The organism is Roseivivax sp. THAF197b, assembly GCF_009363255.1.
In the GTDB taxonomy this organism is placed as follows: domain Bacteria; phylum Pseudomonadota; class Alphaproteobacteria; order Rhodobacterales; family Rhodobacteraceae; genus Roseivivax.
On the sequence record NZ_CP045318.1, the window covers coordinates 1,233,806 to 1,253,857 of the forward strand.

Consider the following 20,052-nt stretch of genomic DNA (forward strand, 5'->3'; position numbering starts at 1 on the left):
GACGAGCCATATGACAACGCCTTTGTTTCGAGACGATGCCTATCTGCGCGAGGCGGAGGCCCGTGTGACCGCGCTGACCGGCGAGGGCGGCATTGTCTGCGATGCGTCGGTCTTCTACCCGACAGGCGGCGGACAGCCCGGCGACAGCGGCACCTTGCGCTGGGAGGGCGGCGAGATCGAGATCGCCACCGCCGTGAAGGGAGAGGGCGACAGCATCGTCCTGGTGCCATCGGAGCCGCGGAGCCTGCCGCCTGAAGGTGCCCGCGTCACGCAATCGCTCGATTGGGGGCGTAGGTACGCGCATATGCGCATCCACACGGCGCTGCACCTGCTCTCCGTGGTCATCCCGCTGCCCGTGACGGGCGGGCAGATCGGCGCGGGCAAGGGGCGGCTCGATTTCCTGATGCCGGAGCCGCCCGAGGACAAGCAGGCCGTTGAGGACGCGCTGAACGCACTTGTCACCCGCGACCTGCCGGTGTCGGAAAGCTGGATCGACGAGGCCGAGCTTGATGCCAATCCGGGGTTGGTGAAGACCATGTCGGTGCAGCCCCCGCGCGGTGCGGGGCGCATCCGGCTCGTGCGGATCGGCGAGGGGGCGGACCAAGTGGATCTGCAGCCCTGCGGCGGCACCCATGTGGCACGCACGGGCGAGATCGGCGCGCTGCGTCTGGGCAAGATCGAGAACAAGGGCAAACAGAACCGCCGCGTGCAGATCGTGCTGGGCGATGGCGCCTGACATGCGCCACCTGCAGGGCTTTGGAGGGCATACGGGCGCGCCTCGATGGGTGGCGCGTGCCGCTGCGCCGACGCCTCGCACGCCACCTTGACCGAAAAGTCGGCAAAAAGCTGGAAATTTCGGTGATTGCGCCCCTTGCACCCCGCCTTGGCTTTCCGCTACACACCGCCTCGGACAGGTGGCCGAGTGGTCGAAGGCGCGCGCCTGGAAAGTGCGTAGGCGGGAGACCGTCTCGAGGGTTCGAATCCCTTCCTGTCCGCCACAAACCATTCGCGAACCCGAGATAGTGTCCCTGATGGGGCCTTTTTTCTTTTTGGTTCAATGGGGTTTGAGGAACGCACCCGACTTGTGGAGACTGGCGATTGGCCTGAAATTAATCTCTCAAAGCCCGGCGTCTTTTTCCACCTGCCGCCCACCTAGACCGGGACGGATTCAAAAAGTAACGCCTTTTCAATTTTTTGCTGAGAATGGGTTGCGCCGAAGTTGAAGTAAGCTCGGCTGCAATCAATGCGATCAGAGACACCCGAAGGCGGCACAGTTGTGCGTATTGGTGCGAACGATCATGAGAAGTCTCTGATGACAAAGAGACTTTTCGCTCATAGCCTGGCGGCATGTCGAATGGGCCCTGGACAGACGAAGAAAACGATCTGATCGTCGCTGATTACTTTGCGATGTTAGCCGATGATATTGCTGGACAACGCTATAACAAGGCCGAGCATCGACGGGCGCTTATTCCGTTGTTGAAAGATCGATCCGAGGGTTCGATCGAGTTTAAACATCAGAACATCAGCGCCGTGCTGAAGGGGCTAGGTGAGGACTGGATCCCAGGCTACAAGCCAGCCTTCAATTTCCAGATGACACTGGTGGATGCCGTGGTGCGCTGGCTAGCGTTGAACCCGGCGTGGCTTGGCCGCCGTTCGGGTGCAAGAGCGTCGACCGGCCTGGCCGAAGCCGCGCCAATCTGGATAGGGCCGCCGCCCACATTGTCGAACCAGCCGCCGCCGCAGGAGCTGGAGCAGATGCTGCACATCGCCCGAAAATTCGATGTAGCGGCGAGAGATGAGCGCAATCGCGTCCTCGGCCGTGCCGGTGAGGAGCGCGTCTTGGCGCACGAGCGAGCAGCCCTCAAATCAGCGGGACGCGACGACCTTGTGCGTAGAGTCCGGTGGGTGTCGGAGGAGGATGGCGATGGTGCTGGCTACGATATCGCCAGCTTCGCGCCGAACGGACGCCCACGTTTGATTGAGGTGAAAACAACGAATGGCTGGGAACGCACGCCTTTTCACATCAGTCGCAACGAATTGGCGGCGGCCGAGGAGCGGCGTTCTGAATGGTCACTTTTTCGCCTTTGGAACTTTGGACGCGAGGCAAAGGCGTTTGAATTGCACCCGCCGTTAGACGCGCACGTCTCGCTGACAGCTACTTCGTTTCAGGCCAGCTTTGATTGAACCTTGATTGAAAGCGCCGCGTCCGCGATGTCGCGCACAGTCTCGGCAAGGGCGGCGATCGTCTCGTGGGACCAGGTCGTGTCGACGAGGAAGGCGAGGCTGGTCTCGCCCAGCTCCCGTGCCACCGGAAGCGGCTGATCCGGGCCCAGATTGCGGCTGCGGAACGTGGCTTCGCGGTAGATCTCCGAACAACTGCCCGAGAAGACCGGGATGCCGGCCTCCGTGATCTCGGCGATGATGCGGTCGCGGGACCATTCGGAGGCGAGGGCTGCGGGGCGCACGAAGGCGTAGAAGCGGTAATAGGCATGGGTGAACGGCGCGGCCGGCATCGGCACGCGCAGGGCGTGGCTTTGCCCCAGCGTCTCGGCGAGGATGGTCGCGTTGCGGGTCCGGTGGGCGAGGGTCGCGTCAAGACGTCCGAGCTGGATACGCCCGATCGCGGCCAGGGGGCCGGGCATGCGCAGATTGGTGCCGGGACCGGAATCGTGCAACCACCTGAAGCCCGGCGGGTGGTCCTTGGCATGGACCGTGGCGTGTCCCTTGCCGTGGTCCTTGAAGCTCCAGGCGCGCGACCAGAGGGCGTCGTCATTGCAGAGCAACATGCCCCCTTCGCCGCCCGTTGAGATGATCTTGTCCTGACAGAAGGAGAGCGATCCGAAACTGCCCATCGTGCCCACATGCCGGTCGCCGATCTTCGCGCCATGGGCCTGGGCGCAATCCTCGATCACCCACAGATCATGCGCGCGGGCTAGATCGAGGATGCCGTCCATGTCGCAGGGCCAGCCCGCCATGTGCACGGGCAGGATGCCGCGGGTGCGCGGACCGATCAGGGGCGCGATGGTTTCGGGCGTGATGTTCTGGCTGTCACGGTCGATATCGGCAAAGACCGGCACGCCGCCTGCCAGCATGACGCAGCTTGCGGAGGCGATGTAGCTGCGCGGCGTGACGATGACCTCGTCTCCGGGCTGCAGGTCCAGCGCGTGCAGGGCCGCGTCCAGCGTCACCGACCCGTTGGCCATGGCGATGGCGTGCCGGGCCCCGGTCGCGGCGCAATAGGCCTCCTCGAAGGCTGCCACATCGGGTCCGGTCCAGGCATTGACCTTGCCGGAGCGCAGAACGTTCGCGACCGCTTCAATCTCTTCGGTGTCAAAGACGGGCCATCGGGTCATGGGGGCAACCTCAGCAAACGGAGCGGACGAGAACGAAGCCCTCGGCCGCCGGACGGTGAACGGTGGCGCCGCGCAGGGTGGCGAGCGCGCGCAGCGCTTCGACGGAGCGTTCATGCGGGGCGGGATGGACCTGACTGGCGAAGAGCTGAAACGCGGCCAGCTTGGCTTCGAGCGTGTCGGTTATGTCCACGAAGACATTGGGAATGAAGGGCGGCGTCAGGTAGGGCGCGTTCCAGTTGGTCTCCGACAGCGTCTCGTAGACGGCGATCGTGGCCGGGTAGCTCGATTGATGCGGGCGGCTTGCCACGAGCGAGGACAGGAATGTCAGCTGGTGATCGAGATGGATATCGCCGGGATGCGGCGCGAGCAGCAGGTCCGGAGAGAGCGCGCGCACGAGCGATCCGAGCCCCCCGTTCAGCACGGCATGCGGATGCTCGGACAATCCCGCCGCCGGAAAATCGAGCCAATGGGTCTGCGTGATTCCGAGATGGGCATGCGCGGCCTCGGCTTCGGCCTTCACCCGCGCGATCTGTGCCGCGTCGAAAGCGGGCGGCTGCCCGCGCGTCACGATCGCCACATGCACGTCGCATCCCTGCCGGGCGAGGCGCGCGATGGTCCCGCCCGCGCCCAGGACTTCGTCATCCGGGTGAGGCGCGATCACGAGAACCGGACCGGTGCTGGACATGAGGGTCGAGATCATAGGGCACTCTTTCCAAGCTTGCTGTGCATGGCAGGCGGGAGCGTGGCTCCGCTCCATTCGAGGATCTCGAGGCAGCGACCATCGCCGCAAGAGACAATGAAGGTGGTTCCATCAATCGCCTGCACCTGCCCAGGCAGACCGATGTAATAGCCGTCGCGGGGGAAGATCCGCGCATCGGTGACGGTTAGCGTCGTGCCGTCGGGAGCTTCCGTGAAGGCACCGGGATACGGGGGACCCACGGCGCGGATCAGGCGGTGGATCTCCCGGGCGGGGCGGGTCCAGTCGATCCGGCCGTCCTCGGGCCTGCGGCGCGCACAGATGCTGATCCCGTCCTCGGGCTGCGGCTCCGATGGGATGTCCCCGGCCGCGATCCGCGACAGCAGCGGCGGCAGCATCTCGATCAGGGCGACCTGAACGCGGTCGTAGATCTCGCGCGCGGTGACGGTTTCGGGGTCTATATCATAAAGTGTCTGCGCCGCGATCGGCCCGTCATCGGCACCCGCACCAAGCCAGAAGATCGTGCTGCCGGATTGCGTCTCGCCCAGAAGGACGGTCCAAGGGATCACCCCGCGGCCCCGCAGACGGGGCAGGGCGGAGGGATGGAAGCCGAGGCAGCCGATCCGGGGAATGGCGCGAAATTCCGGCCCGCAGATCTGTGACCAGCCGATGACCATGACGAGATCGGGCGCCACCGCGCGAATGGCGTCCAGCGTCTCGGTGGAATCACTCTTGGTCGTGTAATGGACCGGGATGTCGAACGCGGCCGCCACCGGGGCGAGATCGGCAAAGTCGGAATGGCGTTTGGCCAGTTCGGGCGGAAGCGTCACGACGAGCGCCGGGGGATGGCCCTGCGCGCAGATCGCGCTCAGCGCTTCGAGCGAGCCTTCGACGGCACCAACAAAGACCGTCTTCATGCCGGGATATCCACGAAGGGCCTGGCTGGATCTTCGGTCATCCAGCGCGCGGCCTCCTCCAGACGGTCTGCGCGCCGCTTCTCACCGGCGAGCGCCGTGCCGCCGGTCTCGGCCAGGATACGAAAGTCGAGCGCGGCCGAGCGATGCGCGACATACCAAAGGTCGAGCTGCATCTTTTCGTGATTGTCGAGATTAGTATTGCCGCTGACCTGCGCCCAACCGGTCAGCCCCGGTCGCACCAGACCGCGCCGACGGCCCGCCTCACCAAAGGAGGCGACGGTCTCGGGCAGCAGGGGGCGGGGGCCCACCAGCGCCATCTTTCCCTGCAGGATGAGCAGCAATTGCGGTATCTCGTCGATCCTGAGCCGCCGGATGATCGCGCTCGCCCAGGTCTGGCGCGCCTCATCGGGAAGGAGCGCCCCGGTGTGATCGCGCGCGTCACTCATGCTGCGCAATTTAAACAGACGAAATGGCACGCCGCCTTTTCCCGCACGCGTCTGCGAGAAGAAGAGTGGCCGCCCCAGGGTCGCGTAAATGATAATGCAACCTATAAGGAAAAACGGCAGGGCAATAATGCCCAGTAAGATGCAGATAATGAACTCTACTGGTCGACTCATGGCAAAAAAATTCCCCCGAATCACAATCCGGGTCACAATAATTACGTCCTGAGCGTATCAGGTCCGTGATCGTTAATCATCATTTTTAGAACGAATCTTTGGAAACAATAGACAGATTACACCAGTGGAAGGCTGCCAAAACTACTTTTTTGATCATGGTTTAGAGAGTCTTCTTGAATTGAATCGGAAAATCTCGATGCTGAATTCATGAAAATTGTTCATCTCATCACTTCCACGGGTGTGGGTGGTGCTCAAGTTATGTTACTCCGCTACCTTTCGTCATTGGGTCCACGCATTTCCGATCACACAGTCCTGTCCCTCATTGAAGATGGGTCAGTTGGCATCGCCATGCGCGACCTTGGTGTCGCGGTGGACACACTCGGGCTTTCGGCCGGGCAGATTACGCCCGCGGCCCTTCCGCAGCTTCGCAGTCGGCTGAGCGCGCTCGCGCCGGATGTGGTGCATGGCTGGATGTATCACGGCTGCCTGTCGAGTTGGGCGGCTTTGGCGGGGCGGCGCGCCCGGCGGCCAAGGCTGGTCTGGGGCATCCATCATTCCCTGCAGGATATCCGCAACGAAAAGCGGTCCAGCCGGGCGGTGATCCGGACCATGGCCGCATTGTCCGGCCGTACCGACGCCATCACCTATTGCTCCGACACATCGCGCCGACAGCATGAGGCGATCGGCTTTGCGCCGGACAAGTCGGTGCTGATCCCGAATGCGGTGAATGCAGAGCAGTTTCGCCCTGATCCTGCCGCGCACGCGCATCTGGCGGAGATCTGCGGCGTGCCGGAGGGGCGCCTTCTGATCGGCAATGTCGCCCGCAGCCATCCGATGAAGGACCATCCTTCGATGGTGCAGGCCTGCGCACAGCTTTTGCAGCAGGGGCATGATGTGCAAGCGGTCCTCATCGGGGAGGGCCATGGCGACGGCCCGGCGCTTGCCGAGGCCAAAAAGCTGGGCATTGCGGATCGTGTGACGGCACTGGGGGTGCGCGACGATATCGCGGCGCTTGTTCCGGGGCTCGATGTCTTCCTTCTGTGCTCGGCCTGGGGGGAGGCCTTCCCGCTTGCCGTGACCGAAGCGATGGCGGCGGGCGTGCCCTGCGTCGTCACGGATGTGGGCGACTGCGCCGTGCTTGTCGGAGACACGGGGATTGTCGTGCCGCCGCAAGATCCCGCAGTACAGGCCGAAGCGGTCTCGCAACTCATTTCATTGGGGCGTGAAGGACGTCAGGAACTGGGCGCAAAGGCCCGGGAACGCGTACAAAAATTTTATTCGACCGATATTTATCGCGATGAGCATGACAAGCTTTATCGCGCGGTTTCTTTTGGTGAGACGACCCAGACCAGGCAGTCTGTTTCCGCCTGATACGGTCTTTCCGGACCGGGGTGTCTGGGTCGGTTCGTGGTGACGAGTGACGACAAGCGATCCATTCTGATCGCTGAGGGGAAGTTATGACATCGGCAAGACCAGTTTTAACCATGCCGGAACGGATTTCGGAAAGGCGGTTCGGGACGGAAGGCGTCTGGAGCCTATTGCGCAGGCATCTCTTGATGGGCCTGCTGATCGTCGCGAGCATTGTCGCGCTGACCTATGTCGTTCTGACGAATGTGGACGAGCGGTATACGGCGAAATCCACCGTGGTGATGACCCTTTTCGACACGCGGGTCCGGTCGACGGATGTGCAGCTTGAAAGTTTCGAACTGACCCGGACGATCATCGAGACGCAGATGGACGTCCTGCGCTCGCATGAATTCGCAGAGGAAGTGGCGACCGCGCTGGAGCTCTTCGACAATCTCGATTTCGTCGGGCCGCCGGCAGACGGAACCATTGAGACGCCCGAGATCCGCCAGGAGCGGGTGATCGACAAGCTTCTGGGCACGTATGACGTATACCGACAGGGCGAGAGCCTGGCCTTCTCGGTCGTCGCCACCTCGGGAAACCCGGAGATGGCGGCGGCGATCGCCAACCAGGTTTCGGACACGTTCATCGACATCTCGAGGCTGGAGCGGCGCGAAACGATCGAGGAATCCATCGCGTTCCTGCGCGACCGGGTGGAGAAGCTTGGGGAGGATCTGTCGCAATCCGAGCTCGAACTCGCGGATTTCATCCGCAACAATGATCTTTACGACGAAAACCTCGTCGACCGGCTGCGCTCAGACCTTGAGCGTGCCTCTGCCGTGGTGGAAATCCTCGAAGCACGGCCGAGCGATCCTGCCGAACTGGCCGAACCGCGGCGGCAACTGGAAAATGCCGAGCAGGCGCTTTACGACCACACCCGCGCCGAGCTGACATTGATGCGCATGCAGCGCGCCATGGAGCTTCTGCGCACGAGCTATCAGACATCGATCGAGAAGCTGACGGAGTTCGAGACGCAGCTCGAATTCTCCAATCAGGGCGCGCGGCAGGTCTCGGTTGCGCGGATCCCGCTGGAGCCGTCCTGGCCGAACATCCCGGTGGCCCTCGTGGTCAGTGCGGTGGTCGGGTTCACGATCGCGTTCGTGATCGCCCTGCTTCTGGAAGGAATGAACAACAGGCTCTGGACCGAGGACGGCACCGTTCCGGTCAGCGGCGTGCCGAACCTGGGATATCTGCCGCGGATCAAGCGCAGGGGCCTGCTCTGGCGACGGCACGCGCCCGTCTGGTTCCTGGTGAACAACCCCTATTCCGCCTTCAGCGAGACGCTGCGGAGTTTCTTGACCTTGTGGTTCAATCGCCGCGAGAGGGCCAAGATCATCATGGTCGCCTCTGGCCTGCCCAATGAGGGCAAGTCGACCCTGACCGTGTCATTGGCGACCATGGCCGCGCGGGAAGGGATGCGGGTTCTGGTCCTCGATCTGGACAGTCATCGTCGGGGGTCCTCGAAGCTGGTGAATTACCAGACCTCGGCGAAGCCGATCAGCGAGGCGCTGACCGAAGATTTCGAGGCGGAGCCAGTGGTGGTCGATGGCCAGCCCATCGAGGGGCTCGAAATCCTGTCGCTGCAGACCCGCGCCAGCGCATCGCCGCAGCATCTGAAGAAGTGGCTCGACCGGCTGAACCGCAAACTGCGCGACAGCTACGATCTCGTGCTGGTCGACGTGCCGCCGGTCCTGATCATGGACGATGCCTGCCGGTTCGGACCGCTCGTGGAGGCGACGGTGGTGGTGGTCCGCTGGGGGCAGACCACGCAGACCGCGCTGTCCGACACGATGGAACGGCTGCAGCGGAACGGCATGAATGTCCTGGGGACGGTCATCAACGATGTGGATTTGCGCAAGCACCGGAAGCATGGCTACGGAGGTGCACCGCAATACTATGATTATGCCGCAAAATATTATCAGTAAACTCAAGCGCATGGGCATCGTGCTGGGCTTTGCACTGGCAGGGCACGGGGCCATCGCGTCCGAGCTGGTCTTCCCCGGCGCAGAGGGCTTCGGCGCGGGTGCCGTGGGCTGGCGGCAGGGGGAATTGCGCCTCGTCACGACGCTTGAGGATAGCGGGCCGGGATCCTTGCGGGACTGCGCCGAGAATGCGGGCACGCCGCGCATCTGTGGCTTTGCCGTGAGCGGCACGATCGATCTTGAGGGACCGATCCATGTGGGCTCCAACATCTATATCGCGGGGCAGACAGCGCCCGGTGATGGCGTGCAATTGCGCATCACGAACGGCGGTCACGGGCCGATCATCCTCAAGAATGTCTCGGATGTGGTCATCCGCCATCTGAAGCTGCGCCCCGGACCGAGCCCGGAGCCGTCACCGACCGTGGACGCCATCACGGTGGAGAATGCGCAGCGCGTCTTTCTGGGCAACCTGTCGATGGCATTCGCCACGGATGAGACCTTTAACATCCACGTCTCGGGGGCGACGGCGTCCGACATCACGCTGGCCGACAGCATCCTGGCCTACAGCCTCGACCGGTCGAACCATCCCGAGGGCCGCCATTCCAAGGGCGCGCTGATCTGCTCTGATGAAGGGCAGGGCAATCGCTGCGGACGCATCACGCTGCTGCGCAACCTGTTCGCGCATCACCGGGATCGGTCTCCGGACGTCAAGGCCACCGATATCGGTCCTGTCGAGGTCATCAACAACGTCTTTTACAATTCGATCAGCCAGTTCGGAGAGTTCTACGACCTTCTGGGCAATGCCGACATCGCGTATCTCGGCAATCTCGCCCTTGCCGGGAAATCGACGATCCAGAAGACGCCGGAGGCGGTTCAGGTCTTCGAATGGACGGATGGGGCCACCGTCCGCTTGCTGGCCAGCGATAACCTCGCCGGGGTCGCGAAGGGCTGCGACAGGCGCAATGTGCAGGTTCTAGATCGCGCCGCGGAAAGCGCGCTGGTCGCGCCGCCCGGATGGCCCGTCAGCGTAACGCCCATGCCCGCATCCGAGGTGTTGAACGCGGTGCTCGCGCGGGCGGGGGACCGGATCCAGGGGCGCCGCACGGCGGATGCGCTCGATGCGCGCGTCATCAAGGGGGTCCGCAACTGCCGTGGCAAGGTGATCAACCGGGTGGATCAGGTCGGCGGCTGGCCGGTCCTGGCCCCGGCCGATCCCGCAGAGACGCGCGACAGCGACAATGACGGTCTGCCCGATCTCTGGGAGGAGACCCGCGCGGCACTGGACAGCGCGCGTGCCGACGATGTCTGGGCCATCGACCCGCAAAGCGGCATGAGCCATGTCGAGACCTGGCTTGCCCTCTCCGCTTCAGACGGGACCTGGGCCGATGTGGATTGAGCGGGTTTCGATATCGGGGGATGCGCCATGAGCCGGGCGCGACAGGTCCCGGGCCTGCCCGGCGGGGTGCCGGGCGGAGCCGGGCATCGCGGCGCCTGGGGCCGCGCTTGGGACGGCGCTGACAGGCCCGCGCAGAGCCGTCGGGCCATGACGAGCGCTGCGGGTGTTCTGGTGGTCATCGCCGTGGCGCTGTCCCCGATGAGCTACTTCCGCTTGCAGGGGATCTATCTCACGGCCTCCGATGCGGCCACGATGCTGGCCTTCGTGCTGCTGCTGGCAACCGGACGGCTGCCTTTGTATTTCTTCGGAGCTGCCACCAGCTACTGGTATTTCTCCTTCCTGCTGTTCTGCGGCGGGCTTGCGCTGGGCTCGGTGGTCAATGGCGCGCCTGCAGCGCTGGCAAGCGTCTACCTGCAATATTTCTTCTCGCTCATCATTCTGCCCATGGTCATTGCCGGGCGGAGCTATCCGGAGATCGTCTCGCTGATAAAGGTCCTGATCGCGGCGCTCGTCGCGGTGATGCTGTTCGGAATCTACGTGGTTCATTTCGTGGATGAGCCGAGCATGCGGCTGGTCTCCGGCAGCGGGCGGCTGCGCTCCCTGATCGAGCGCGAAAACGAATGTGCCGCTTTGGGCGCGGTCGGCATGGTGTTCGTGCTGGGCCTCTATCTTCTGGGGCATCTGCGGATCATCTGGTTGGTGATCAGCATGCCCGCACTCGGCTATGGCGTCCTGCTCACGGGCTCGAATTCGGGCCTGATCGTGAGCGTTCTGGGGACCTTGTCGATCGTGCTGCTCTGCGGGTCGAAGAAGCACGGCGTGATCACCCTGGCGATCATCCTGCTCTGCGCCGTGATTGCGCTGCAATTCGGCGAGGCGTTCCTGCCCGAGGTGTTCCAGAAACGGGTCATGAACGCGCTTGTCACGCAGGACGTCTCCGAGGCCGGAACGTTCGAGGACAGGGCCTACCTCTTGGGCGAGGCGCTGGAGACGGCGCGCCGGACGCTCGTGATCGGTCTGGGCGCCGATCAATACCGGGAGTTCAGCGCCCACGGCGCCCCGGTCCACAACGTCTATCTGCTGATCCTGACCGAAGGCGGCGCGGTTTCCCTGTTCGGGCTGATCGGCCTGCAACTGACGGGCATTTTCGTGGCGGTCCAGGCCATGCGCGCCGACGGGTCGCGCAAGGTTGGCGCGGTGACGGTGACCTTGCTGCTGATCTTCGCGCTGATGCTGAACATGTTCCCCACCTTCTACGCGCGTTTCTGGAACGTGCCCGTGATCCTTGCCATCGCGCTGAGCGCATCCCGGCTGATGGCGCCGACAAAAACCTCGCCCCGGACAAGCCGACCAGATCCGCTGGGCGAACGTGCAATCAGGAGGTTGGACCGGTGAGGGCCGCCTGCATTCTTCTGACGCTTCTGGCGTCTCTTGCCCTTCCGCGCGGCGCCGATGCCCAGGCGGAGGAATACAAGCTGAACAAGCAGGACCGCGTCCTGTTGCGGGTCATGCGCTGGGATCCCCTGAACGCGACCCATGTCCTTTGGCAGGGCGTCTCGGGGGAATTCACGCTGACGGAGGGCGGGGTATTGCTCGTACCGCTTGTCGGGCAGATCGAGGCGGCGGGGCTCGAGGTCGGGGCGCTTGCGGACGAGTTGGAGCAGCGCCTGCAGCGAAGCGCCGGCCTCTCCGAGCCGCCCGACATCGCCGTCGAAGTGATCGGTCACCTGCCGGTCTACGTGCTGGGCGATGTGGCCGCGCCGGGGGCATATCCATTTCGGCCGGGCCTGTCCGGTGAACAGGCGCTCGCGCTCGCGGGCGGATTCCTGCGGGTGCCGACCGATCCCCTGAACAATGCTGGCGCCAATATGGGCGCGCTGCGCCTCTCTGGCGAAATCCGCCTGCTGGACGCGCAGCTTGCCGCGCTGGACGCGGAACGCGCCCGCTTCCTCTCCGATCTCGAAGGGCTGGAAGCGCAGGGGGATGACGCGGATACAGCACCTCTGCCTGACGGGCTTCAGGGCAAGATCCTGGCCTCGACGCGGGCCGCGCGGGAGGCCCAGGGCACCCAGATCGCGGAATTGGAGACGGTTCTGCGCGGTCAGGTCGAACGGCTCGGCGCTCAGATCGCGCTCAGAACGGATCAGATCGAGGTCGTCCGCCAGGAGCTGGAAAGCGTGAGTTCGCTCAAGGAGCGGGGGCTTGCGGTGAACACCCGTGTGAGCGCGCTGACCAATTCGCTCAACGATCTGGAGGCCAAACGGCTGCAGCTCGAGATTGCGCGTCTGACCGCCGAACAGCAGCTCAACCTGGCCGAACGGGACGCGCTGACCTTGGTGGGGGAAGCCCGCTCCGAAGGGTTGGAGCAGCTCAATCGGATCGAAAACGATATCGTGAGACTGCGCACACAGCGTCAAACGGCCGCGACACTGTATGATGAAGCCATTGCAGCCGGACTGGTCAGCGAATCGAGCCTGGACGGAGAGCTGGTCACGCAATTCAGCGTGACGCGGGGCACGAGCCCCACGGCGAAAGAGATTGAACCGACGGGCGCATTACAGCCCGGAGACACGCTTTACGTGCGCCGCCAAAGACAGGTGGCACCGACGACCGAGTAATTTTGGAGTTCTGTGTTTTGTACCCAATTCGCATTTTTTTCCCTTTCGTTGGCGGGGACACATTCGGTGGAAGCCACGTCTCGGCGCTGAGCCTGGTGGCGGGCCTTGATCGCGCGCGCTTCGAGCCGATCATCGCCCTGCACCGCACGGAGGGTGCGCTGGGCGATTATGTGCACTCGCTCGGCCTCGAATACCGCCTGCTGACAGAGCCCGGCATCGTCGCGCCGAAATATTCCAGAAGCGTCGATGACGTGTCTTTTGCGCGTTACCTGACGCGTTCGGTGCCGAGGCTCGTGGCGATGCTGCGCGACATGCAGATCGACATCGTCCACACCAATGACGGGCGGATGCACGCGAACTGGGCGCTGCCCACGAAACTGTCCGATGCGGCCTTCATCTGGCACCATCGGCAGGGACCGGAGGCGGCCGGGGTGAATCGGTTGGCGCCGATGCTGGCCGACCGGATCTTCTGCGTCTCGGAATTCTCGCAGCCGAAGAACCCGATCCGGTCAGTGGCGGACCGGTTGGAGGTGGTGCGCAGCCCGTTTGATTTTTCGCAGGCCCTGCCTGATCGCAATGCCTGCCATGCCGACCTTTGTGCCGAACTCGACCTGCCGGAGAATGCCGTTCTTCTTGGGTATTTCGGCGTTCTGAACACCCGTAAGCGCCCCGATCACTTCGTGCGGGCGCTGGCACTCATCGCGGAGGCGCTGCCGGACCGGCCGGTGCATGGCCTGATCTTCGGCAAGGTCGAGGTGGCAGGGTCGGGCCTCGATGAAGAGTGCCGGGCATTGGCCGCATCCTTGGGCGTGGCCGACCGGCTGCATCTGATGGGCTACCGATCGCCCATCGAGGCTGCGATGGCCGCCATGGACGTCATGCTTGTTCCGGCGCTCGAAGAGCCTTTCGGGCGCACATTGATCGAAGCGATGCATCTGGGCACGCCCGTGGTGGCCACCGAACATGGCGGCAATCCCGAAGCCATTCGCGACGGCGAGACGGGCTTTCTCGTCGATCCCTTCGATGCAGGGGCCTTCGTGGCACCCGTTCTGCGGTTGTTGCAGGAGCCGGGGCTTGCGGATGCGATTACCGCGCGTGCGCAGCGCCATGTGCATGAGACCCTGGGCACCGACAGCCACGTGGCGCAGGTCAGCCGGATTTACGAAGATGTTGTTTTAAGGAGTAAGCGCAATGTTAATGCAGCCTGAGACCAAAATTGATTTCCTGATTATCGGTGCCGCCAAATGCGCGACCACCTGGCTTCAGATGTCGCTCGCGGAGAACCCGAGCGTGTTCATGCCGGAACCGGAGCTGCACTACTTCTCGCGCGAATATCACAGGGGCAGCGATTGGTACCGGGCCCAGTTCGCGGAGGCCGGTGCCGCCACCATCATCGGCGAGAAATCCAATTCCTACCTGACGGAGGAGCCTTCGGCGGAGCGCATCGCGCATGATCTTCCGCACGTGAAACTGATCGTTCAGCTGCGCGATCCGGTTCAGCGCGCCTACTCGTCCTATTGCATGCATCTGCGGCGCGGCGCCGTGACCAAGGATATCCGTCGCTACCTCGATCCGGACAGAAAAGCCGACGGGGACCGCTTCCTCGATAGGGGGCTTTATGCCCATCACCTTCAGAAGTTCCGCGATCTGTTTGGCGATGATCGCATCCTGGTGCTGGATTTTGATCGGATCCGCCATGCCCCGGAAGCGCAGGCGCAGCTTGTGGCGGACCATATCGGGCTGGGTCAGGCGCTGGTACCGCCGGTGAAAGACCGGGTGAAGGACAAGACGCAGGCGATCGTGCCGCCGGGCGTTCGCGGTGCGCTGGCCCCCATGCGCCGGGTGCTGGATCCGGTGCGTCATACCTGGCCCGTGCAGAGGTTGCGCAATCTCGTTGCAAACGAGGTGAGCTATCCTCCGCTTCCGCCGGATCTGGCCGCGAAGATGGCCGATTTCTTCCAGGCCGACTTGGCGGCCTTGCGGCAATTTGCGCCGCATGTGGGGAAAGGCTGGCCGACAGCGACGTCGCTCGAGCCGAGCTACGCATGAGGTTGTCCATCCGGGCAAGGCGCTGCCATCGACGGGATGCATCAGGGGCGTTCTGCGGGCGGCCATGCGCCTGCAAGCGCGGCCCTTCGATTTTTTTTTGGCGTCTCAACCTGACACGGCAGCGCAGCCATGAGACGACTTTGCCTTTGCCTGAGGATCCCGATGCACGCCTTGCGTGTATTTAGGGGAATTGCACACTTAATTGGTGATAAGCGTCCTTGAAAAGAGATCAAGAAAGAATTGCAGGAAAGCAAAGGTTAATATAATCTTAAGACTGGGCGCGTTTTCAGCCCGCTGTAATGGCTTATTTAGTCGTGTGTATATTGGTAAAGAGTACATCTTGAATCTGTGTTGTTTTGAGTGGTGTCTTGTTGCGCATCTATTTTAGATGAATCTCAATTCATATCCGGGTGAACCGGAAATCCACAGCATGATACAGGCAAGGCGAACCAGGTCGACTGGGAGTTTGTGAATGTATTTGGCAATTTCTGCCGCTGTTTCAGTGTTACCAGTTTTGTATAGCGTGTGTTGCTCAAGAGAATTCGTTTTATATTCTCATAAAATCAATGCCGGTGCTGCCATATGATGGTCGTCTCAAGCGCCATTGGGCCTGAAGCCTGTGCGGCACCGGCATCTCGACTTTTGCCTTTTGCGACTCGAGCAGAACCAATGCCCTCAAGTGCTTTGCGGCAGGTGCGTGTTTGTCGTGCTATTGATATTTGGCGGGTCGGTCATTCGGGCAAAGTCAAGATTTCACTCACCCGCCCCGCCGGACATATTCCGGCCGTTCCTTCGCCGGACCGGACCTATTGCGCGGTCGCGCCCCTGATCCTGCCCGGCAAGGAGGTTGCGTCGTGACGTCTTCGGTCAATGGCACGCTGCACCGGGGAGGCCGCGGCCCGGATCGGACACCCTCCGGAACGGCGGACCGCAAGCGCGTCGTCATCATCGGCAGTCTTGGCTATTCGCTGGTGAATTTTCGTCTCGACCTGATGCGCCGTTTTCAGGCCAACGGATACGATGTGCTTGCCCTGGCGGCCGAGATTGACCCGGACACAGCCGCAGCGCTTGACCGCAATGGCATCGCACATCGCGAGATCCCGATGAACCGCACCGGAACGAACCCGTTTCACGATATCCGGTCATTGACGGCGCTCCTGCGGGAATTGCGGAGGGCGCGGCCCGATATCGTCGTTGCCTATACCATGAAGCCCATCGTCTATGGCTGTCTTGCCGCGCAGCTTGCGTCGGTCCCGGACCGATACGCGCTCTTCACGGGGTTGGGTTACGCCTTCACGGAGCCCAATCCGACGGGACGGCGGCGGCTGGTGCGGACAACGACGATCTGGCTGCACCGGATGGCGCTGCGCGGGATCACCGCGGCATTTTGCTATAACAGCGCCGACCGGGAGGATATTCGCCGCTTCGGGCTGATCCCGCCAAAGGTCGCGCTGCATGACATCCCGGGCTCCGGCGTCGATACATCCCGCTTCGCGCCCACGCCGGTTCCCGCCGGTCCGATCAAGTTCCTCTTCGTCGGTCGGCTCTTGCGGTCCAAGGGAATTGCCGTCCTGGCGGAGGCTGCCAAGAAGCTCAAGGGCGAAGGGCTCGATTTCGAGATCGAGATCCTCGGACCGAAGGACCCGAACCCGGACCATATCAGCGACCGCGAACTTGAAGATTGGAAAGCTGCCGGTCTGATCCGCCATCTCGGCGCCAGCGACGATGTGGTGCCTTTCATCCAGAACTGCAGTGTCTTCGTCCTTCCGACCTATCTGCGCGAAGGCATTCCGCGCTCGATCCTTGAGGCGATGTCCTGCGGCCGGGCCGTGATCACCACCGATAGTCCGGGCTGCGGGGAGACGATCGATGACGGTGTGTCCGGGCTGGTCGTGCCGCGCGGCGATGCGGAGGCGCTTGCAGGCGCCATGCGGCGTTTCGTGAAGGAGCCGGGGCTGGCGGAGCGCTTCGGGCAAGCCGCCCGTCAGAAAGTGTGCGGCACAAACGATGTGCATCTCGTCAATGCGAAGCTCATGCACGGCATGGGGATCGAAATTGGCGGGCTTGAAGCCGTGCCGCAGACCGGAACCTTGTCTGCTGCCGTGGAGCCGAAAACCAAGCGGGAGGTCAGCGCGCCATGACGCAGCGATTGGATCGACCGCATTCTCGTTCAGGAATACGCCGCATGAACACGGCCGATGCCCGCGCTCCGATGCGGCAGAGGTCCTATGCGGAGCGCGTCATCGCGGGCAGGGCCAACTGATGAAAGTGTTGTTCGTTCAGGGCGGGTTCGGTGCCGGAGGTGCGGAGAAGATCATCGCGATGATCGCCGCAAACCGCGCGGAGCAAGGCGATGAGGTGCATGTCGCCGGGATGACCATGCCGAAAGATGGCTCCTTTTTCACCTATCCCGATGCCGTGCGCCTGCACCCGATGTGCCTTGAGGATGCGGCCCCAAGGCGCCGGGTCCAGTGGCAAAGGCTGCGGCATATCCGGCGGGTCATCAAGAAGACGAAGCCGGACGTCATCATCTCTTTCCTGACCAAGGTGAACACGCTGGTCCTGTTGGCGACGCTTGGCTCTTCCGTGCCCGTCGTGATTTCCGAGCGGAACAATCCCAAGGCGCAGAATGCAAACCCGATCTGGGATCGCGCGCAATCTCTTCTGGGCCGACGCGCCACCTCTATCGCGATGCAGACGGAGCGGGCGCGCGAGGATCTGCCCTCGGGCCTGCAATCGCGGGCGGTTGTCATCCCCAATCCCTGCGCGCCGCTTGCGCCGTCGAAGGCCCGTCCCGGGATCGGCGCCAATCTGGTCGCGGTCGGTCGTCTGGATCGCCAGAAGGGGTTCGACATGCTTCTGGAGGCGATGCCTTCGATCCGCGATACCGTTCCCGAAGCACGCCTGACCATCTTCGGCGAAGGCCGCGAACGCGCCGCGCTTGAGGCGCAAAGGCAGCGTCTCGGCATTGCGGATTGCGTCTTCCTGCCGGGGGCAAGTCTGCCGGGCCAGTGGATCGAAGGGCAGGATATGCTCGTCGTCTCGTCCCGGTTCGAGGGGTTCCCGAATGTCATCGCCGAGGCCGTGGTCAGCGGCTTGCCGGTCGTCTCGTTCGATTGCGATTACGGTCCGCAGGAACTGATCCGGCACGGCGAAAACGGCTTTCTTGTCCCGCAGGACGATATCGAGGGGTTTGCCCGATCCGTTACCGATGTGGCCCGCGACCCCGATCTGCGCGCGGCGATCTCGAAGGCGGCGGGTCCGACGCGCGAATGGTTGGCACCTGCGCGGATTCTGCGGGAGTGGGATCGCGTGATCGATGGCGTCACCGCGTCGAGGACCGTTTCGCGTCAGGCCGACAGACCCGCGAGTGCTGCGTCCAGCTCGTCGAAGCTTTGACATTTGACATGGGCAGCATGGTCATTGTCCGGGGGAACTGGGGAATGGACGCTGCCCGGGCGCGTGATCTGGACGGTCAACCAACCGCGCGCCTTCGGGGTGACGAAATCCTTGGCGGGATTATCGGCGACATAGACCATCGGGGAGGAGCTTCCGAAGCCTTCCATTTCTTCGTAAGCGCGTGGATGCGGTTTCCCGAAACCCGGCGGCCAGGCCCCTGTGGGCCGGATATGCGCAATCCACCGCTCTAGACTCAAAGCGGCGATTTTCGCGCGCTGCATGTGTTCCGGCCCGTCCGTGATCAGCCCGTACGGACCCTCCGCCCGCGCCAGATAGCGCGCCGCATCATCCGCGAGGGTGATCTGCGGCGGGTGACCGCGATAGGCCGCGACCAGCTCCGCGATCCATTCCGGACTTGGGTCCAGACCGAGCTGGGCGCAGGCCCGATCGAAGACATGTCGACGTTCGCCAGCCTCGAAGAGCGCACGGCAGGCCGCGCCAAACCCGGTGATTCCGGTCTGCGCCGCGACCCAATGGTCCAGATGACGGTAGCCGGAAAAGGCAAAATCACGCTCGAGGTAAAGCGTGTCGTCGAGGTCGAAGACCAGCATCAACCCTGAAACACCGCGGCGTCGTAGCGGACCATCAGCACGTCCGGACGCCAGTTGTTATGCGCCGAGCAGTCCCGGCCCGACACCTCTTCCAGAAGCCATTTCGCAAATGTGGCGCCTGCCTCGTCCGCCAGCGGATAGCCCCCGCCGAACCGGGCGTTGATCTCGATCACGCAGGGGCCGAGATCCGGATCGTCGATGACCTGGAAACAGGCAACACCGCGCAAATCGGGTAGGGCGCGTACGATCCCTTCCGCGATCTCCTGCAGATCCTGCCGCCGTACGGTTCTGCCTTTCTCGACCTCGCCCGCGCGAATTTGCAGGCGCAGATGAGGAACGACCGTGCGTAGCGCGCCATGAGCGTCCACGACGATGTTCACCGTGTATTCATCGCCGCGCAGGAGCTTTTGAAACACCATCGGCTCCGGGAAGTCCGTCGGCACGTCTTCCATGCGCTCGAAGACCTGAAGGCCGCGGCTGGAACTTCCCCCGCTCGGCTTGGCGAAGATCGGCCAGCCGAGCGCGTCCGGCGCGTCGAGAAGGGCGGAATGGCTCACGGATTTCGGCACCGGCACCCCGGCGGCGCCCAGCACGTCCGAGGTGCGCAGCTTGTCCCGGACCACGTCGATCACCGCCTCGGACGAGACATGCAGACGCGCGCCACATGCGGCGAACTCCTCGGCCTTTCGGGCCAGAGGCTGCAGTTCCGGGTCGATGGTCGGAACGACTAGGTCCACATCATGCTCCCGCACGATCGCGAGGATCGCATCCGCATATTGCGCGTCGGTGCAGCGGGGGACGGTGAACCTTTTGTCCGCCAGCAAACAGGCCGCGCTCAGATCCGGCATCATGTCACAGGCCAGGATCTCGAGGTTCAGATCGAGTGTCTTCGCGGCGGTGCGAAAACGCTCAAGAAGCCCGACGCGCCGACCGGCGGAGCAGAACAATACGCGTATGGAATCTTTCGGCATATGGCCCTCCAATGGACCGGAACTCGAACTCAGACGGCGTGCAGTGCAGATCCGTCAGACATGATCGGCGAATGTCCGGGGCCGCACCTTCCATGATT

The 20,052-nt window shown here is 63.2% G+C and carries 17 protein-coding genes and 1 tRNA gene; 12 read left to right on the forward strand and 6 right to left on the reverse strand.

The window, feature by feature from the left end; genetic code table 11:
* Window positions 1–10 precede the first annotated feature (10 nt).
* The 3 genes from FIV09_RS06205 to FIV09_RS06215 all read left to right on the forward strand — a co-directional run bounded on the left by FIV09_RS06205 (window position 11) and on the right by FIV09_RS06215 (window position 2,184).
* Complete coding sequence (locus FIV09_RS06205; RefSeq protein WP_152449180.1) at window positions 11–736, forward strand: alanyl-tRNA editing protein; 726 nt, start codon at window positions 11–13, stop codon at window positions 734–736.
* Window positions 737–908: 172 nt separating this feature from the next.
* Window positions 909–998, forward strand: a tRNA-Ser gene (locus FIV09_RS06210).
* A 349-nt stretch (window positions 999–1,347) separates the two neighbouring features.
* Window positions 1,348–2,184: a DUF3883 domain-containing protein gene (locus tag FIV09_RS06215; protein WP_152449181.1), complete on the forward strand. Its 837-nt coding sequence runs from the start codon at window positions 1,348–1,350 to the stop codon at window positions 2,182–2,184.
* On the opposite strand, the gene FIV09_RS06220 is transcribed toward FIV09_RS06215, so the two are convergent.
* From FIV09_RS06220 to FIV09_RS06235, 4 genes are read right to left on the reverse strand one after another with little or no spacing between them, the layout of a single operon-like run.
* Entirely contained in the window at window positions 2,166–3,353 is a 1,188-nt protein-coding gene (locus FIV09_RS06220; RefSeq protein WP_152449182.1) for a DegT/DnrJ/EryC1/StrS aminotransferase family protein, read from the reverse strand. The genes FIV09_RS06215 and FIV09_RS06220 overlap by 19 nt on opposite strands.
* Before the next feature lie 10 nt (window positions 3,354–3,363).
* Window positions 3,364–4,053, reverse strand: a complete 690-nt coding sequence (locus tag FIV09_RS06225) for a PIG-L deacetylase family protein (protein WP_152449183.1) — start codon at window positions 4,051–4,053, stop codon at window positions 3,364–3,366.
* Window positions 4,050–4,967 carry a methionyl-tRNA formyltransferase gene (locus FIV09_RS06230; protein WP_152449184.1) on the reverse strand — a complete coding sequence of 306 codons (918 nt, stop codon included), beginning with the start codon at window positions 4,965–4,967 and terminating at the stop codon, window positions 4,050–4,052. The genes FIV09_RS06225 and FIV09_RS06230 overlap by 4 nt, the downstream gene beginning before the upstream one ends.
* Window positions 4,964–5,620 (reverse strand): sugar transferase, encoded by a 657-nt coding sequence (locus tag FIV09_RS06235; protein WP_216646452.1) that lies wholly within the window; start codon window positions 5,618–5,620, stop codon window positions 4,964–4,966. Before FIV09_RS06235 ends, FIV09_RS06230 begins: the two co-directional genes overlap by 4 nt.
* Window positions 5,621–5,842: 222 nt before the next feature.
* Between FIV09_RS06235 and FIV09_RS06240 the strand changes: the two genes are divergently transcribed.
* From FIV09_RS06240 to FIV09_RS06280, 9 genes are all read left to right on the forward strand, one after another.
* A complete protein-coding gene (locus FIV09_RS06240; protein ID WP_172975632.1) occupies window positions 5,843–6,955 on the forward strand; it encodes a glycosyltransferase in 1,113 nt (370 codons plus the stop codon).
* A gap of 185 nt (window positions 6,956–7,140) precedes the next feature.
* Window positions 7,141–8,913: an AAA family ATPase gene (locus FIV09_RS06245; RefSeq protein ID WP_172975633.1), complete on the forward strand. Its 1,773-nt coding sequence runs from the start codon at window positions 7,141–7,143 to the stop codon at window positions 8,911–8,913.
* Between the two features lie 10 nt (window positions 8,914–8,923).
* Complete coding sequence (locus FIV09_RS06250; protein ID WP_152449187.1) at window positions 8,924–10,306, forward strand: polysaccharide lyase family 1 protein; 1,383 nt, start codon at window positions 8,924–8,926, stop codon at window positions 10,304–10,306.
* Between the two features lie 27 nt (window positions 10,307–10,333).
* Complete coding sequence (locus FIV09_RS06255; protein ID WP_152449188.1) at window positions 10,334–11,701, forward strand: O-antigen ligase; 1,368 nt, start codon at window positions 10,334–10,336, stop codon at window positions 11,699–11,701.
* Window positions 11,698–12,924: a polysaccharide biosynthesis/export family protein gene (locus FIV09_RS06260; protein WP_172975634.1), complete on the forward strand. Its 1,227-nt coding sequence runs from the start codon at window positions 11,698–11,700 to the stop codon at window positions 12,922–12,924. Before FIV09_RS06255 ends, FIV09_RS06260 begins: the two co-directional genes overlap by 4 nt.
* Window positions 12,925–13,019: 95 nt before the next feature.
* A complete protein-coding gene (locus tag FIV09_RS06265; protein WP_152449189.1) occupies window positions 13,020–14,132 on the forward strand; it encodes a glycosyltransferase family 4 protein in 1,113 nt (370 codons plus the stop codon).
* Window positions 14,116–14,973: a sulfotransferase gene (locus FIV09_RS06270; protein ID WP_152449190.1), complete on the forward strand. Its 858-nt coding sequence runs from the start codon at window positions 14,116–14,118 to the stop codon at window positions 14,971–14,973. The genes FIV09_RS06265 and FIV09_RS06270 overlap by 17 nt, the downstream gene beginning before the upstream one ends.
* 854 nt (window positions 14,974–15,827) lie before the next feature.
* Window positions 15,828–17,114 carry a glycosyltransferase family 4 protein gene (locus tag FIV09_RS06275; RefSeq protein ID WP_172975635.1) on the forward strand — a complete coding sequence of 429 codons (1,287 nt, stop codon included), beginning with the start codon at window positions 15,828–15,830 and terminating at the stop codon, window positions 17,112–17,114.
* Between the two features lie 121 nt (window positions 17,115–17,235).
* Entirely contained in the window at window positions 17,236–18,372 is a 1,137-nt protein-coding gene (locus FIV09_RS06280) for a glycosyltransferase family 4 protein (RefSeq protein ID WP_172975636.1), read from the forward strand.
* Here FIV09_RS06280 and FIV09_RS06285 read toward each other — a convergent pair.
* On the reverse strand, window positions 18,324–18,983 hold the full coding sequence (locus FIV09_RS06285; protein WP_152449193.1) for an HAD family hydrolase: 660 nt from the start codon (window positions 18,981–18,983) through the stop codon (window positions 18,324–18,326). The genes FIV09_RS06280 and FIV09_RS06285 overlap by 49 nt on opposite strands.
* Window positions 18,983–19,954: an ATP-grasp domain-containing protein gene (locus tag FIV09_RS06290; protein ID WP_152449194.1), complete on the reverse strand. Its 972-nt coding sequence runs from the start codon at window positions 19,952–19,954 to the stop codon at window positions 18,983–18,985. The genes FIV09_RS06285 and FIV09_RS06290 overlap by 1 nt, the downstream gene beginning before the upstream one ends.
* Between the last annotated feature and the right edge of the window lie 98 nt (window positions 19,955–20,052).